We start from the raw sequence: 16,534 nt of genomic DNA, 5'->3' as shown, positions 1-16,534 counted from the left end.
AAGAAGCTGAGAAAGTGGGAACGTTCATAAAACCATCGCTATGCTAAAGCAGGGTGGGGCAAGCCAAATGGAAACAGTGATGCTTTTAATAAGGAAATTGAAACCCTCTCTATCGGATGCGGACTTGTTGTGGTAAATTCTGATTCATGAGCGGAAAATAAAGACACTGTAATTAAGTATTTTTGAACTTTAACAACACCGATGCGGTTATTAACCTATAATTGATATGAAAAATGCCTGTCTGTATACATTCTTTGTATTTACTACTATTTGTTGTAAAAATGCGATAAAACCTGCCATTGCAGCGAGGGAAGTAAAACGGGTGCGGGTAGATTCTTTTCCGGTTAATAATTTAGACAAACTGGAGGTGAAAGAACCAAATTTCTATTTAAAGGCTTCAAAAGAAAAGAATGGAGGAATCTGTCTGAAATATCATTATCATATGAAAGGCAGAGATACTTATAAGGAGTGTAGGTTTCAATATTTTGATTATTCGAATGTAGTATTTCCGGATACATCTATGGGTATTATTAGTGGTAATGCATTCAGGCAATCTAATTACTATCTTGTTCGGGATAGCATTTTAATATTGCCACTAATAGGAATGAGTAATTTCTTGTCTATCTATATAATAAACCTGGAATCTCAGCGAGTTCTTGTCAATGATTTACGTACTTCTTTGAGCTTAGTTTGGATAAATGAGAAGAACATGGATTTTTTGATTACCGATACTCCTTCTTATATTGATGATACGACTTACTTATATAAGGTTAATAAGTATAAAATAGAAGGAACAGAGCTGACGTTTGTAAAAGAATATAGCGCTCATTTAAGTATTAATCGAAAGGACGACTTGGAAGTAAATTATAAAATGGCCCGCCGGTTTTTTTTGAATTAAGTGGTCGCTAATGTCCTTGCCAGTGATATACCTACTCCTTTGAGCTTATTTTGGATAGACGAGAAGAACTGGAACCCTAATGCATACGAGGTTGAAAGGATGTATTCTATTTCTTTAGCAGGGTGTTGAGACTTATGATGAAATGATCCTTTTTCCTGCTTGCATATTTGTTAGTTTAGATGTGAATTTGTCGTGCAATGCCAGAATTTTTTCATTCATTTTTTTTGGTCAGTTTCTAAGCTATATTGCTTGTGAGAATGTGTTTAAGAATATAGTACACAACATATTTACAAATTAATTATAGTAGATGGAAGAGGTAGCTATTAAAGAGTTTATTTCTATTTATCAGTATGTAATTTTTTCCCAGCTAAGGGCGATATTTGACTCTCCCGAGCCTCCATATAAAGAGGGTTTTCCTGATTCGTTGATTCGTTATAAGAGAGTATCGACGGATGGAAATGCAAGCTGGGGAATGATTGCGGAATTGTTAGAAAATAGCAATTTATCTGAAATGCCCCAGGTGTTAAGCGAATTTTTCTTTATTAAACCATTTTGTATAAAGGATAGGTTTGTGTTGTTTGGACGAGACAATGGACTCTTTAAAATGGGACTTGATTTGGTCACTCGCAAAGTGATATTATATGATGAAATGGAGGGGGAGTATACTTACATTGCAGATAGTGAAAGCGGATTTCTAGACTATCTACGGATTTACCTGGAATATAGACTTATGCCAAATGAAATAAAATTTGATGAAAAAGTTAATCTGATGTTTAAAGAGAAGGTCATCGCCGCAGTGGGAGGTGATGAATACAAGGATTACTATCGTTTTGTTTTTCCTACTAAGAAGGATTCAGAAAATACGTTGATAGTATTTCCTTTTAAGTTGTAAAGTATGTTTTCATAACTCCTGTAATAGATTGCAAAATAATATACGATAGATAAATGCTACTATGAATGGTATTTGAATAAATTTCCATACTGCAAGAAAAAATAGGTGGAGGACACTTAGTTATGAAATACTGGAATTCATTTCATAAATAGGTATTTGTGATTGATAATCAACACTTAAGTGAATGGCAGGTCAGGCCATTATTCCATCCTAATTCATATTTCTAAACTCCAGCGGCGTCTGCCCCGTCTTATTTTTAAACAACCTGTTAAAATACCCCGGATACTCAAATCCTAGCCTGTAAGCCACTTCACTAATGGTTAAATTCGTAGTAAGCAATAAACTCTTTGCCTTATCAATTACAAACGCATGGATATGCTGTTGCGCACTCATGCCTGTAATATTCCGTAGCAACTCACTCAGGTAATGTGTCGACATGGATAACTCTCCTGCAATGTCACTCACAGTGATCAATTGACGCTGCTCATTTTCAAAATGCATTTGCAATACTGACTGAAAACGAAACACGATATCACTCTCCACACTAAACCTCGTTCTGAATTGCCTTTTATAAAACCGATCTGCATAATTCAGCAGCAGGTCTATCTGTGATACGATGATGTCCTGGCTGTGCTCATCAATGTTATTGCTACATTCACCGGCGATGTGTTCAATGATATTCTCTATAATTAACCTTTCTGCATCTGACATATGCAGGGCTTCATTTGTTTCATAGGAAAAATACTTCAGCCTGGTGATCTTATTGCCAAGTGGGTATTTGCGGATAAAATCCGGATGAAATACCAGCAACCAGCCGGATGACCTGGAGTGATCGACTGTTTCATCCCATTGCATGATCTGCCCCGGGGCGAAGAAATTCATCTGGCCTTTACTGAAGTCATATTCCCGCCAACCGTATAAGGATGTGCCTTTTACGCCTTGTTTGAAAACAATTGAATATAGATTGAACTGGGTGGTTTGCTTTGGGGGAAGTGTGTAATTCACTCCTGCCAGGCGGTTTACACTTAGGAGCGGATGCCCGGAAGAAGGGAAACCGAACTTTTCTGTGAATTCTTCTACGGTATTGATCTTTATGATTTGATCTGGTGACATGCAGCGAATCGTTTGGTGAGCTTTTGCGCCCGGTTCTAAGGTACGGAATCCGCTGCTTTTGCGAATATCGAATTTCCTGGTGGTACGATGATTACTGTTTTTTTGCAGCTGGAAATTCACATGTAATCATCCAGGTGCTTTTAGAAATAAAGGAGAGTGAATTCATGCAGTGTCATTTTGAAACAACTGTAAGGTGTTATTCATCCTGATGTTTTAGTAATGAAGTAAGAAGAAACTTATTTCTTTGTTTTACAAAAGTAGCTCCATTCATTTCCTTTAAAATGATACAGAATGGAGAATGTATTACACTTTTCGGATGGATCTGTACAAGCGGTGTTTTCGTACTATACATTTGCCCCATGATAAAATATCTGCTCATCATAATAGGGGCTTTAGCATTGTGCAGTTGTTTACTAGTGACAACTATTTTTCCCAGTACCAAGCATATGCAAAACATTTACGGTATCCGGAATGTAAAAACAGGCAAGGGCCTGCGGCCTTACAATGCATACTGGTGGACTGGAAATAAATTAATCCTTCATGAATTTAGAAACTGGAAATGCATGACCTGGCAGTTCAAAGAGATGGGGCATAACATTTACCAGTTGAAGAACCTGTCTACCCGGAAAACATTTGAAGCCATTTCTTCCGGGCAGGCCGGATCAGGTTTGTGGCAGCAGGTTCTACAACAGGATAGTGCGCAGTTTTGGGAGTTTATCAGGCAAACGGATGATCAGTTCCTGATCAGGCAAGCGGAGACAGATTTGTACCTGACGATTTCATCTGCAAAAGAGAACTCAAACATCCTGCTGATGCCGCTTAATTATGCTGAAGAACAGTTGTGGCAATTGGTAGAACAGCATCCCTGGCAGTAATAAGTTAAATCAATAAATATGAATCAAAAAATCATCCTGGTCACCGGCGCTTCTGATGGTATCGGTAAAGAGACTGCGAAGACCCTTGCCAGCCAGGGGCATACTGTCATTTTACATGGGCGGAATAAACAGAAAACAGAAGCGGTATTTAACGAAATTAGGAGAGAGACTGGCAATCAGAACGTCAGTATGTTGATTGCTGACTTCCTTTCCCTGGCGGAAGTAAGGCGGTTTGCAATGCAAATCAGGCAGCAATTTGATCACCTGGATGTGCTTATTAATAATGCCGGTGCGCAGTTCACAGAGAGAAGAGAGACGACTAATAAAGGGTATGAGAAAACGATGACTATTAATGTTTTTGTGCCACTTTTGCTGACGACACTTTTGCTGGATGTATTGAAAAAAAGCCCTTCTGCCAGGGTGGTAACGGTTTCTTCTGCTTCGCATGCAATGAGTGGTAAACCTTTCCTTGACGACATTGAATTGAAGCAGAATTATACGATGAGCAGGGCTTATGCCTTGTCTAAGTTATATGTGATTTGGATGATGCGACATTTTGTAAAGGAAATGCAGCAAGCCGGGGTGAGGAGTATCACGTTTAATTCCGTGCATCCGGCATCTGCGCCAACGAGCCTGGGGCGGGAAGCTACGAAATCATTGAAATGGAGGATTATTTATTTTCTTTGGAAGCCGATCATGATTTCTGTGGCTAAGGGAGCGAGTAGTAGTATCAGGGCGGCGGTGGCCCCGGAACTGGAAGGCGTGACGGGGAAGTATTTTGGACCGAAAGGGGAGGAGAAGGTGAATGAGAAATATTATTCTGTGGAGAATGAAGAGATTGTGTGGAAGTATTGCCAGGAGGTGATCAGGCCGTATTTGGGATGAAGAGATTGTAATTGAATATTAAAGAAGATTGTGTTTGGTAGGGGGATTTCATCAGTGAGATTGTAATTGAGAGAAAGGGGGTTCATTAATGACGATAGTGATGGAGTAGCTGCATTTTCATCGGTAATGAATGGGTATCTGAGAGAATATATTCTCATCAATGATTTGAAGGGTAGGGCTTTTTATAAGCAGGCAATAGTAGAGGTTGTACCAATAGTCCAGTTACCCGGATTGAATGCGGGTACCAGGTGGAAGGAATTTTTGTTAATGAAATTCTCCATGCCTTTAGATTACTTTTGCTACAACCTCGTCCATTTATATCTTTTATGTAATCTACCTGTCTTTGTTCACCTGTGAAAACGTGTACAGCATCTCTATCGCAATATCCTTGCACCGCTCTGCATACACAGCTTCCTGTTGTGGTGTGCGATCTGCGGCTTTGGGATCATTGAAAGGTGTGGCTATTCTAAACGCTGCTCCTGGTACAAAAGGACAGCCTTCGTCGGCACTGGTGCAGGTCATGATTGCTGCGAAATCAGCTGAAGGATTGGGCGCATCACCGAATTTTTTAGAGAAGGAGTTGATTACAGGTAGGTGTTCACCCAGTCTTACTTCATATAATGGATTGTCTCCTGTTTGGGCTATTGTGATTTGAAAACCCGCGTCCTGGAGTGCTTTTACAGCGCTGGGATTGAAGGCAGTTACTTCCGTACCGCCTGAATAGGTGTATACATCTTCGATGCCGTAATATGCCGCGGAAGCTGCGGCCCATAATTGGGCCAGGTGGCTTCTGCGGGAATTGTGGGTGCAGATGAATACCAAGTGAGATTGTTTACCCTGAAGATGGGGCTGACTTGCCTCAATATGTGATTGACTGCCAGCTAAGCCAGGTTCTTTGCCGGCATGCATCCGCTCACTTATAAAAGCAGCTATCCTGTTTAGGATTTCTTTTCTTTCAGCGGGAATACCTGTTGTGTGTTTTTCTGCGTCCTGCAGGTAACGTGTGATCGTTGGATAAAGTTGCATGATGATTTTCTGTTTAGTTGATGCCTGCATAATATTTCTTCTTCAGCCAGAACGCTACATTGACCAGTGCGATCAGGGCCGGTACTTCTACCAGCGGACCAATGACTCCGGCAAATGCTTCTCCGCTGTTGATGCCAAATACACCGATCGCCACTGCTATTGCCAGTTCAAAATTATTGCCTGTGGCAGTAAAGGAGATGGACGCATTCTTTGCATAGTCTGCCCCCAGGGCCTTGCTGACAAAGAAACTCAGCAGGAACATGATGGCAAAATAGATGACAAGCGGAATGGCAATGAGCACGACATCAAAAGGGATCTGTACTATCAAACGCCCTTTCAGACTGAACATAACGACGATGGTAAACAGCAGTGCTATCAGTGTGATAGGAGATATAGCGGGAATGAATTTATTATTCAGCCATTCTTCTCCTTTAAGGCTGATGAGCACATAGCGGCTGATCACGCCTGCTGCGAAAGGAATACCCAGGTAGATAGCTACACTTTTTGCGATTTCGGCGATTGTAATATCTACGGCTAATCCCTGCAGACCGAATAATGGAGGGAGTACGGTGATGAAGAGATAAGCATATACGCTGTAGAGCAATACCTGGAAGATGCTGTTGAGGGCAACCAGTCCGGCAGCATACTCCCTGCTGCCTGCAGCCAGTTCGTTCCAGACGATCACCATCGCTATGCAACGCGCCAGGCCGATGAGGATTAAACCGGTCATGTATGCAGGGTGATGATGGAGGAAGACCAGGGCAAGTGTGAACATCAGGATCGGGCCGATGATCCAGTTGAGTAGGAGGGAAGCGCCTAGTACTTTGGTATTGCTGAATACTGCCCTCATTTTTTCGTACCTGACTTTTGCCAGCGGTGGATACATCATCAGGATCAGGCCTATGGCCAGGGGGATATTAGTGGTGCCGTTTGATAGCTGGTTGATGTAGGATGGTACGGATGGGAGGAGGTTGCCGATGGCTACTCCTGCCAGCATTGCCAGCGCGATCCATAAAGTCAGGTAGCTGTCCAGGAAGCTTAGTTTTTTGCGTTGGACCGGAGAGATGGTGGTCTCATTGGTAAGAGTGCTCATTTCGTTTAAAAAGATGCTTTTATTGTTTGGAAGAGATGGCTGACCATGTCGTAGCGTTTCTCATATTGTTTAAAGAGATGCTTTCCTCGTCTGGAGAAATCCCATTCCTGTTCGTGAGGGATCTCTTTTCGTTTAAAGAGATCCCCTTCTTATTTGCAGAAACTCCTGTTTCGTTTATTTTATCTTTCATTGCTTATATAGCAACAGCCACTACGATCAAATATTAATCGCAACAGCCAGGAGCGCAACAGGCAGCTGGTTTTTCACCGTACACCGTTATACTGAAAATACCATTTTCACTGTTTTTAAATGCTGCAATTTCATCGGCAGTCAAATACCCGGAGAGGATATCGTCGGGGATGATGATTGCTTTCTCTTTTTGTATCGTGATGTTTGCAAACTTATTTTGAGTGATCAGGCCTATATACTGTTCCTTCTGGATGGCGCCTGCCACACAGCCAGCGTACATTTCTGCCGCTGCTTTTAGTTTTTCAGGGAGCGTGCCTTGCAGCACGATATCAGAAATACTAAAGTGACCGCCAGGTTTTAATACCCGGTAGATTTCTTTGATCACCCCATCCTTGTTAGGCACCAGGTTCAATACACAGTTGCTCACCACTACATCGGCTATTCCACCACCTACCGGCATATTTTCAATATCACCCTGCCTGAATTCTACGTTATTATAGCCCAGTTTATCTGCGTTCGCCCTGGCACGCTCAATCATGGCGGGAGTGAAGTCAATGCCGATCACTTTACCGGTTTCGCCGGCTTCTTTGCGCGCGATAAAGCAGTCATTGCCAGCGCCGGAACCCAGGTCTATTACTGTATTCCCGGGCTGGATCTTTGCAAATTGAGTGGGTAGTCCGCAACCCAGGCCCAGGTCAGCGTCCGGGTTGTAGCCTTCGAGCTGGCTATAATCGTCGCTCATAATGTTGTATACTTCTGTGGAGCAAGCACCGGCACCACAGCAGGAGGAGAGGTTCATTTCCAAAGGCTGGGAAGCGATTTCGCTGTATTTCTGTTTTACCAGTTCTTTGAGTTGTTCATCAGTTTGCATGTCAGTTTTTTTATTATCGTGTAATTGTAATATTGCGATAGAGATGGGCAAAAAAAAAACTTTATGGGAACGAACTATAGGAGGGAGAGTGTCCTTGCCTACACTATCGCATCATTGCAATATTGCGATAATTGAGGACAAAAAAAATCAGCAGCAAGTGCCGTTTTCAATATTTACCTCTCCAAAGAAAGTATGGAATACATTTTTATAGTGTTTCCAGACCTTAGGATCGATGCAATAGCATACGCTGGCACCTTCTACTGTTCCCTGGATGATCCCCGCGTTTTTGAGCTCTTTGAGGTGCTGTGAAGTCGTCGCCTGTGCAAGCCCCAGTTCCTCCACCAGATCGCCTGTTACACAGGCATTCTTCTTCACCAGGTACTGCAATATGGCAATCCTTGCCGGATGCGCAATTGCTTTCGCCATATTTGCTAAATCATTCTGCTCCCTGGTAAATAAATCTGATTTCGTTAATCCCATATCGCAATATTACGATAATGTTTTTGAAATATGCAAATCTTTTTTTGATACGGGGAGTTTAGGGCTTAGTAGGGGGGAGTCTGCCTTCTGTTATTTACGCCTATTTCACCTTCTCCTCGTACTCTTTCTCCACCTCCTTCAAATCCTCCTCATACCCCTTCCTGTCCATAAACGCCTCCGGGTTATACCCACTCCCCTCAGGATGCTTTTGCTGCAGATCAAACTGGCTCGCATGAGATGCCACCCAAAGATCGAATTGCAATCCTTTCATAGCTTTTATCGTATACGCATAGTCTTTCGCCATCCCAGGATAAGTCTTCTGTTCCGCAAATGGCTGATCTATTATAATCGTCGGTATATTCGCGATCAGTACCTTGTAAGTGCGTTTGGCATCCTTCACATCTAACAAAAAACTACAGGAGCCCTTTGTATGCCCCGGATGATGCAACATCACCAGTTTCATCCCTCCCAGTTTGATCACATCTCCATTATGCAATACCCGATCCACTTTCACCGGTTCAAATGTACAGTCACCACCGCCCATCAAATAATCTGACTGCCCGCCATCAGCTACCACACCGGCATCTGCTTCGTCGATCATCAATTTTGCGCCGCTTGCCTTTTTTATTTCCGCCATCGCACCCATATGGTCGTAATGTGCCTGGGTGTTCAGCAGTATTTTTACGTCTGAAAGTTTAAAACCCAATGCCGCTATATTCGCTTTGATAATAGGACCGGAGGATTTTGTGCCTGTATTGATCAGGATATTCCCCTGGTTGGTGACAACCAGGTAAGCTGCCAGTTCCGCAGTGCCGACATAATAGAGGTTACCTGCAAGCTGAAAGGGAGCGTAAGGTTTTTCCCAGGCCGGGTTATTGATTTTGGGCTCGGTTACTTTTTGGCCTTTGGAAAAGAGTGAAGCTGATAAAAGGCAGGTTAATAACAGGTATCGTTTGAAAAACATACTATCCGCGTTGATAAGTGAGGTGTCAATATATGGGAAATAATTCGGATTTTGAAACGCGGGTTGAGATAGCGTATTAAGATGATGCGTAAGATTAGTTCAGCATGCAGAGGAGATATTGTATTTAAATACCGGGTAAAAATGTGCTCCTGCCGGGCCTATTGTTTTGTTACCAGATCATGCGTCCTGTTTCTCTTATTAATACATATACCCCTATTGCCAGGACAAACCATCCAAAACCTTTTTTGAGCCGGGCGGCAGGGATTTTACGATTCAAATAAGTTCCAGTGAGAATACCAATGATCGCCAGTAAAGTCACCATGCTCAAAAGTGACCAGTCCAGCGCTATGCCCTGTGCATTCCCTAAAAAACCGATTAGCGAGTTCAGGGCAATCACCAGGAGAGAACTACCCACCGCCTCTTTCATAGGTACCCCCAGCAGTAATACCAGGGATGGAATTAACAGGAATCCGCCGCCTACCCCCAGCAAACCGGAGATTAAACCAATACCGATGCCGAAGCCTGCCAGTTTTCCGAAAGGGATCATATGACGTGCATCAGGATTTGCCTGTGGGGAATCATGACGCATCATAAAAAAGGAGGACAGCAGCATGATGAGTGCAAACAGGACCATGGTGAGCCAGCTGCTGGTAATGGGGAAATGGCCAATGGTACCAATGTGATCAGGGATGGATGGTAGCAGGTATTTTCGTGTGAGGAATACCGTTAGTACGGAAACGGTCGCAAAGAGCAGCGCCATTTTTATATTGATCGCCCCTTGTCTATATTGTCTGACAGCTCCCACCAGGCTGGTGGAACCAACAATAAATAAAGAATAGGAAGTGGCTGTGATGGGGGCCAGGCCGAACAGGTAGACCATTACGGGCATTGTCAGGATGGAGCCCCCGCCACCTATTAATCCAAGTGAAATGCCAATTGCTAAAGATGAGATGTACCCGAACAAATGCATAATTTCCATTTTTACAAAGGTCGCGACCTTTTGATGGGGCATTTGTGATCCAGATCATCTTTTTGTGGCTGATTCTGATCAGGGAATGGGCTTATACAGGATCACTTTCTGATTGATATAATCTATCTCTGTTACATATAGGTTCAAAAAAGGGGTGCCCAGCAAGCCTTCAATTTTCAAGGCATCTTCGCCATTACCTGCACCGATTTTCTGGTCTGAAAAAGCGGTGTACATGTCGTCCAGTTTTTGATTTCCTGCGTAGGCATTCATGATATAGCCGATATTTGCTTTGCCGGTTTGATGGCCCATTCCGCTTACGCTGACTTCTTCTTTTTCCGGGTCAAAATGAGCGGCGATAGCTGGCAGGAGCGTGGTTTTAAATAAGTTCGCATTAGCACCGCAATCAAGACCGAAGGGAATCGGTTTTCCTTCAAATGATAAGGAGACGATGGCAATGTGGCGCTGGAGGGTGAGGGGAATTTCAACAAGGGGAGTGTATTTCCGGCTGGCGATAGTCAGGATGGAGTTTTCTTTACCTGTGCTTACCAAGGCGGAGTTCCCTTTACCTGTGCTTTTTACATCAGAACGTCCTTTACCTGCGCCCGTTAATTCCGCTCCCTCTTTTCCGCGTTTTATCAATACCAATTCCTCGTTTTGATAATTCAACACCAATGCATAATTTTTGAAAAACTCATAACCCAGTAAGCCAAACACTTTCATTGGCAATAATGCTTCATAATCCTGCATTTCTGCTACCGGCGCCTCCAGGCTGTCTATCCTGATATCAGATAACCGAAGCGGCATTTTTGCCATCCCTGAATTGCCAAAACCTCCACCTATGCCCTGCATCGTGGTATAGTGAGTAGCATCCAGTTTGCTATCCGGTACATAGGTTTTATTAAAGATTACCATAGGCGCTCCACTGTCCAGCATGAAATATCCGTCTACATCCCCCAGGCGTGCCGGAATGTAAATAAGTCCGCCGTTCAATACGAATTTTGTATACACCGTATCCGGGAAGGCCACCTTTGAGAGCGACTGCTGTTGCGCCTTTACAGGGTCAATTTCCTTTCTTGTACGGAGAATATCCAGGTGTACCCATTTCCCGTTTTTGTTGAATACAAACGCCGGCTTGCCTGTACGACCGGATTCATACACCACTGCCACATTCAGTTTGTAGAAACCGTGCAGGCTATCTATGCCCGTAAGCTGGTAAGATTGGATGGCGCCGTATTTTTCTAATACAGCCTTTAAGATCGCCTGGTCTGCCATATAGGGCAGATCCCCGATCCTGGCGGAATCCGCTTTACGCTGCATCAAATAGTTATCGTCCTTGTCATTGAGCGCTTTTATGATACCCGCAATTTCAAAACGCTCTGATTGTGCCTGTACTGTCGGGGCAAAGAAGGTCGGCAGGACGAATGCCATCAGCCAAAGCATTCTCCCGGAGAAGGTTTTTATCATCAAATAATTGTTCTATATCTCTTAAAAGTCAGGAAATTGATTTACTGCCCCATTTACAGGGAATTATTTTTAATAATGACCTTATACCCGCCTAAATCGTCCTCAGGTCAAACAAATTTTACCCCGCCCGCCGTCGGTGCTAATTTGGCGGTATAAATTCAAAATTATGCAAGCAACTCCGCGCCAGGCATGGTTAGACTGGCTCCGTATCCTCGCTATTTTCGGGGTTTTGATCTTCCACGCTGCTATGCCTTTTGCCACTGACCTGAACTGGCATATCCGGAATAAAGAAACCAGTAATATCCTGTTGGAGATGAACATGTGGCTGCACCTGTTCCGGATGCCCTTATTGTTCTTTATTTCCGGCACCGTGAGTTATTACATGCTGCAAAGCCGGACTGCCGGCGGGTTTATTAAACTGAGAATGACGAAATTGTTTATTCCCCTGGTTTTTGGGATCCTGGTGATCGTGCCCCCGCAGGTCTATATGGAAAGGCTGACACAGGGGCATAAGGGCTCTTTCCTGCACTTTTATGCGACCATGTTTAGTACCGGGCCTTATCCGAAAGGGAACCTAAGCTGGCACCACCTCTGGTTTATTTTATACCTGGTGTTATATGACCTGGTCTGTGCACCCTTATTTGCATGGATTGTTGCAAATGAACGATTCAGAGAACGGCTTGCCTGGCTGGCCAAAGGGAAGCGTATTTACCTGCTCACCCTACCGGGAATTTTTGTGTATACGGCTTTTACTTTGCAATATCCTGAAACGAATGCTTTCTGGGGTGACTGGGCCTACATGGCTTACTGGCTCCTGTTTTTAATCCCGGGATTCTTATGCATCGCCAATCCCTTATTGATGGATAGCCTGGAGCGGAACAGGAAAACCACTTTTATCATTGCGTTCTTATCTCTTATTGCGATTAACGTGGTTCGCTGGAATGACCTGAGCCCCTGGGATGTATTGCCTGAGTGGCGGAATGATTACCGTACTTATGTATTCATAGCATTGCAATCTCTGTGTGGCTGGGCCTGGGTACTCACCTGTATCGGTTATGGTAAAAAAAAACTCAACAGGCAACATCCGGTGCTCCCTTACCTCAACGAAGCCGTATATCCCTTTTATATTCTTCATCAGACCGTCATCGTTATCCTGGCGTACTATGTCGTAAAAGCACCGGATGAGGTAACGATGAAATATGCGTTTATTGTGCTGGTAACAGGAGCGGTCTGTATGGCGGTCTTTCATTACTTTATCCGGCCTTACCCGCTCATGAGATGGTTATTTGGAATGAAAAAGAGTCGTAAATTATCCGCATGAAACTGAAAAGGGTCTTTTTTGACGGGAGCATCTACGGTCTTGTGACCTACTTCACGATCCGCCTGCTGCTGGATACGGTGACACGTATGAAGTTCTGGGAACGTAGCTGGCAGTTAAACACCATGGAGATTGGAGTATGTGTCATTGCAGGCTGGTTATTCGTGGTAGGGCAGGATTACCTGTTCCGGTACTTTGATGCCCATTGGGCTCATGAATTTACCCGGAAACGGATCCTGAAGGAATTGGGCGTGGTGACCGTCTTCATGCTGCTGATGCAGAATGTGCTGATCCTTCCCATCCCTATCTTTACGGATGATGGCTTGCAATGGTTCGATTTTGCTGATGTGAACGTGATCCCTTTGTTGTACGGATACATTTATTATGGCCTGAAAAGAAGCAATGCCTTCCTGCAGGCCTATGTAGACAACCGGCTGAAACTGGAGAAGGTCATGAACGACCAGTTACAGGCAGAACTCAAATTCCTGAAAGCACAATTGCATCCGCATTTCCTGTTCAATGCGCTCAATACGATCTATTTCCAGATGGATGAGGATGTAAGTGCGGCAAAGAAAAGCGTGGAATTGTTTTCTTCACTGATCCGCTACCAGTTGTACGACCAGCAGCAAACCGTGCCTGTCAGGCAGGAGCTGGATTACTTAGAGAGTTTTATCAGTTTACAGCAATTGAGAGCATCTGAGAAATTATCTTTGCAGGTGAGCTTTGACCCGGCACTGCAGGAGCAGGTCATTTACCCCCTCTTGTTCTTCCCCCTGGTGGAAAATGCGTTTAAGTATGTGGGAGGGGAGTACCGTTTGAAAATAAAGGCATTTTTAAACGATTCCGGGATCGTTTTTGAAGCAGCGAATGATATACCACCGGTGATTACCCGAACTGGTGGTATCGGGCTGGAAAACCTGCAAAGACGCCTGGAATTATTATACCCCGGGAAGCATCGCCTGGAAATAGCGCAACTGGATTCCGAATTTAAAGTGAGACTCGAATTATTATGAAAATATCCTGTATCGTCACCGATGATGAGCCATTTGCAAGGAAGGGATTGCAGGGCTATATTGAGAAAATAGATTTTCTTGAATTGAAAGGCCTGTGTGAAAATGCGGTGGAACTGAATTCCCTGCTGAAAGTACAGCCCGTGGATGTATTGTTTTTGGATATTGAGATGCCTTACATGACGGGGATTGAGTTATTACGGAATTTATCAAAGCCGCCGAAAGTGGTGTTTACGACAGCGTATGAAAAATATGCGGTGCATGGATATGAACTGGAGGTACTGGATTATTTATTAAAGCCCATTTCATTTGAGCGGTTTTTGAAATCGGCGAATAAGATCTATGATTATTTTCAAAACCAGCCAGGCAGCAATGATTACTTCTTTGTAAAGGTAGATAGCAAGCTGGAAAAAATTGCTATTAAGGATATTCTCTTTGTGGAAGCGATGGAGAATTACGTAGCCATTTACATCCCCGACAGGAAAATTATTACCCATCTTACATTAAAGATGTTGCAGGAGCACCTGCCTGCAACATCTTTTGTACAACCACATAAATCTTATTTAGTGGCGATTGATAAAGTAAATAGCATTGAAGGGAATACGCTGTACGTAGGTGCTTTCCAGATCCCCATTTCTAAATACCAGAAGGAGGAAACGCTTCAGCGCATTTTAAATAATCGCTTTTTAAAGCGCTAAGGCGGTGGCTACGTCCACCACACCCCAGCCAAAGGTGCTGTTCCGTGTAACAGGGTAGGAGGCTGCTCTGCGCATTTTACTGAGGATGCTATCCCTGGGATAAGAAGGATACTTGCTCCAGATCAGCGCAGCAATACCGGAACAACTGGCAGTGGCTACAGAAGAACCGCCTACGGTAGAAGGCACATTTCCACTCATCGCAAGGCTCAAAGGATGCAGGCCGGTACTGGCTTTTTCCATCACGATCGTGAAATCCACTTTGCTCCCTTCATGGCAGTCATCGCAACGGGTGGTCAGGTTATCTTTCACGCCGGTCACCGCATGTACCTGTGGTTGATTGGCCGGGAAGATCACACCGACAAAGCTTGCAAAAAATGAAAACGAGGTACCTGCCGCACAGAACATCAGTTTCTGTTTACTATCTGCATAGGCAATGGCATCCTTGATCTGGCCCAAATTGAAGATGGTGCCCATGCTCATACTGATGATCTTAACATCCGGATCATCGCCACCCATGACATAGGCATCTGTCACCCCGTTTACTGATTTTGAAGAAAGGATTACGACATTTTCTGCCGCATGCACCATGAGCAGGTTGCAATTGTAAGCAATACCGGCAGTGTTGCCATCGGTACCACGCGGACCCGCCAGGGCGCCTGCCATACTGGTGCCATGGCCGCATTCGTCGTTCGTGGTGCCGCCGGAATAGGTCACCGCCCTGGTGATGCTTCTGCCTGAAGAGGAACCCTGGTTGAATGCAGTTCCCAGGTTTTCCTGGTCATCACTGATGCCTGTGTCGATAATCATAACTTTGATGTTCTCGCCTGTCGAGGACTGCCAGGCCTCCGGGATGTGGTGGTACGAGTAGTTCCAGGATTGTTTGGCAGCCGGCGCAATGTCGGTGTAATCGGTACCTGCTACCAGGCCGGTTTCCGCGGTATTGCTGCCACAACCGAAATTCAGTAAACTACTGGTAGGCCTTGCGTTTTCCCCGCTGTAAGCACCATAGCCTATCGGGTCTGCATAGCGCACAAATGTTCTCAAAGCCTTGATCGTAGCGAAATTGCTTACTTTCAGGTTTACAAAAGGCAGTTTACCTTCTTTAAATGGGAAGATCAGCGCAGCTTCGTGCGACTTTACCACTTGCAGTACTTTCTCCCTGTCTCCGCTGTTATAGCCAATACTAAGTACGCTGTCTGACTGCACCAATGCACTCCAGAGCAGGCTGTCGTTCGCCATAGCCCATTCGAAATGATCTTCTTCCCCGAGCTTTTGCGCGATAAAATCATTGATCACCGATTTGGGGATGAGGGTGTCAGGATTGGAATTTTGGATAGTGGGGATGGAATCCTTCCGGGAGCAGGCTGTTAGTGCCAGCAGGAACAGGATGGGGTAAATGGGTTTCATATAAAGGATTTTTATGTATAGAAGTTACAAAATCTTTCTCTCTTTATAGCTTATGCTACAAAATTGAATGTATTTGCATCAAACACCACATATAATGATGACAGACCGTTTGCCTGGATGCTGTTAACAGAGCGCTCCGGTATCATTCGCAGCAAGGGTCTTTTCTGGCTTGCCTTTCAGCCGGATGATGCCATTAACCGGAACCAGGCAGGAGGTAGTCTGCGTGCAGAAAAAGCCGGTGCATACCTTATAAAGAGCGGGTTTCCTGGATTACAAAGAGAGAATAGAAGGAATAGAGAATTTGGAGACAGCTACAATGAACTGGTGATCATTGGCAGGGACATAGATTTAATTACATAAAACTGGAAACCTGTTTATGCA

18 protein-coding genes are annotated in these 16,534 nt (G+C 44.2%); 8 read left to right on the top strand and 10 right to left on the bottom strand.

What is annotated here, in order from left to right:
- Positions 1–226 precede the first annotated feature (226 nt).
- Positions 227–898: a hypothetical protein gene (locus U0033_RS04115; protein ID WP_072364165.1), complete on the top strand. Its 672-nt coding sequence runs from the start codon at positions 227–229 to the stop codon at positions 896–898.
- 307 nt (positions 899–1,205) lie between these two features.
- Positions 1,206–1,790, top strand: coding sequence for a hypothetical protein (locus U0033_RS04110; protein WP_072364164.1), 585 nt, complete (start codon positions 1,206–1,208; stop codon positions 1,788–1,790).
- Between the two features lie 210 nt (positions 1,791–2,000).
- On the opposite strand, the gene U0033_RS04105 is transcribed toward U0033_RS04110, so the two are convergent.
- Positions 2,001–2,903, bottom strand: coding sequence for a helix-turn-helix domain-containing protein (locus tag U0033_RS04105; RefSeq protein ID WP_072364212.1), 903 nt, complete (start codon positions 2,901–2,903; stop codon positions 2,001–2,003).
- Between the two features lie 446 nt (positions 2,904–3,349).
- On the opposite strand from U0033_RS04105, the gene U0033_RS04100 reads away from it, so the two are divergent.
- Both U0033_RS04100 and U0033_RS04095 read left to right on the top strand, forming a co-directional pair.
- Positions 3,350–3,778, top strand: a complete 429-nt coding sequence (locus U0033_RS04100; protein ID WP_072364162.1) for an RICIN domain-containing protein — start codon at positions 3,350–3,352, stop codon at positions 3,776–3,778.
- A gap of 18 nt (positions 3,779–3,796) precedes the next feature.
- Positions 3,797–4,663 (top strand): SDR family NAD(P)-dependent oxidoreductase, encoded by an 867-nt coding sequence (locus U0033_RS04095; protein ID WP_072364161.1) that lies wholly within the window; start codon positions 3,797–3,799, stop codon positions 4,661–4,663.
- Positions 4,664–4,996: 333 nt separating this feature from the next.
- On the opposite strand, the gene U0033_RS04090 is transcribed toward U0033_RS04095, so the two are convergent.
- The 8 genes from U0033_RS04090 to U0033_RS04055 form a co-directional block, all read right to left on the bottom strand.
- A complete protein-coding gene (locus U0033_RS04090) occupies positions 4,997–5,689 on the bottom strand; it encodes a low molecular weight phosphatase family protein (protein WP_072364211.1) in 693 nt (230 codons plus the stop codon).
- A gap of 13 nt (positions 5,690–5,702) precedes the next feature.
- Positions 5,703–6,782: an ACR3 family arsenite efflux transporter gene (gene arsB, locus U0033_RS04085; RefSeq protein ID WP_072364160.1), complete on the bottom strand. Its 1,080-nt coding sequence runs from the start codon at positions 6,780–6,782 to the stop codon at positions 5,703–5,705.
- Positions 6,783–6,801: 19 nt separating this feature from the next.
- The gene (locus U0033_RS04080) at positions 6,802–6,972 is read right to left on the bottom strand and encodes a hypothetical protein (protein ID WP_177318687.1); all 171 of its coding nucleotides are present in this window, start codon (positions 6,970–6,972) and stop codon (positions 6,802–6,804) included.
- Positions 6,973–7,005: 33 nt separating this feature from the next.
- The gene (locus U0033_RS04075; RefSeq protein ID WP_072364158.1) at positions 7,006–7,842 is read right to left on the bottom strand and encodes an arsenite methyltransferase; all 837 of its coding nucleotides are present in this window, start codon (positions 7,840–7,842) and stop codon (positions 7,006–7,008) included.
- Positions 7,843–7,989: 147 nt separating this feature from the next.
- Complete coding sequence (locus U0033_RS04070; RefSeq protein ID WP_072364157.1) at positions 7,990–8,322, bottom strand: ArsR/SmtB family transcription factor; 333 nt, start codon at positions 8,320–8,322, stop codon at positions 7,990–7,992.
- A 100-nt stretch (positions 8,323–8,422) separates the two neighbouring features.
- Positions 8,423–9,286: a subclass B3 metallo-beta-lactamase gene (gene bla, locus U0033_RS04065; protein WP_072364156.1), complete on the bottom strand. Its 864-nt coding sequence runs from the start codon at positions 9,284–9,286 to the stop codon at positions 8,423–8,425.
- Positions 9,287–9,455: 169 nt separating this feature from the next.
- Positions 9,456–10,256, bottom strand: a complete 801-nt coding sequence (locus U0033_RS04060) for a sulfite exporter TauE/SafE family protein (RefSeq protein ID WP_083571760.1) — start codon at positions 10,254–10,256, stop codon at positions 9,456–9,458.
- Positions 10,257–10,334: 78 nt separating this feature from the next.
- Positions 10,335–11,720, bottom strand: coding sequence for a pepsin/retropepsin-like aspartic protease family protein (locus tag U0033_RS04055; RefSeq protein WP_143150865.1), 1,386 nt, complete (start codon positions 11,718–11,720; stop codon positions 10,335–10,337).
- A 166-nt stretch (positions 11,721–11,886) separates the two neighbouring features.
- Here U0033_RS04055 and U0033_RS04050 point away from each other — a divergent pair, with 166 nt between their 5' ends.
- From U0033_RS04050 to U0033_RS04040, 3 genes are read left to right on the top strand one after another with little or no spacing between them, the layout of a single operon-like run.
- Positions 11,887–13,041 (top strand): acyltransferase family protein, encoded by a 1,155-nt coding sequence (locus tag U0033_RS04050; protein WP_072364153.1) that lies wholly within the window; start codon positions 11,887–11,889, stop codon positions 13,039–13,041.
- Positions 13,038–14,051 carry a sensor histidine kinase gene (locus U0033_RS04045; protein ID WP_072364152.1) on the top strand — a complete coding sequence of 338 codons (1,014 nt, stop codon included), beginning with the start codon at positions 13,038–13,040 and terminating at the stop codon, positions 14,049–14,051. Before U0033_RS04050 ends, U0033_RS04045 begins: the two co-directional genes overlap by 4 nt.
- A complete protein-coding gene (locus U0033_RS04040; RefSeq protein ID WP_072364151.1) occupies positions 14,048–14,746 on the top strand; it encodes a LytR/AlgR family response regulator transcription factor in 699 nt (232 codons plus the stop codon). The genes U0033_RS04045 and U0033_RS04040 overlap by 4 nt, the downstream gene beginning before the upstream one ends.
- Here U0033_RS04040 and U0033_RS04035 read toward each other — a convergent pair.
- Positions 14,735–16,153, bottom strand: a complete 1,419-nt coding sequence (locus U0033_RS04035; protein WP_072364150.1) for a S8 family peptidase — start codon at positions 16,151–16,153, stop codon at positions 14,735–14,737. The genes U0033_RS04040 and U0033_RS04035 overlap by 12 nt on opposite strands.
- Before the next feature lie 63 nt (positions 16,154–16,216).
- On the opposite strand from U0033_RS04035, the gene U0033_RS04030 reads away from it, so the two are divergent.
- A complete protein-coding gene (locus U0033_RS04030; protein ID WP_072364149.1) occupies positions 16,217–16,513 on the top strand; it encodes a CobW C-terminal domain-containing protein in 297 nt (98 codons plus the stop codon).
- Positions 16,514–16,534: the final 21 nt, after the last annotated feature.

This window comes from Chitinophaga sancti, from assembly GCF_034424315.1.
Taxonomy (GTDB): domain Bacteria; phylum Bacteroidota; class Bacteroidia; order Chitinophagales; family Chitinophagaceae; genus Chitinophaga; species Chitinophaga sancti.
This window is presented reverse-complemented; position numbering and strand designations above follow the sequence as displayed.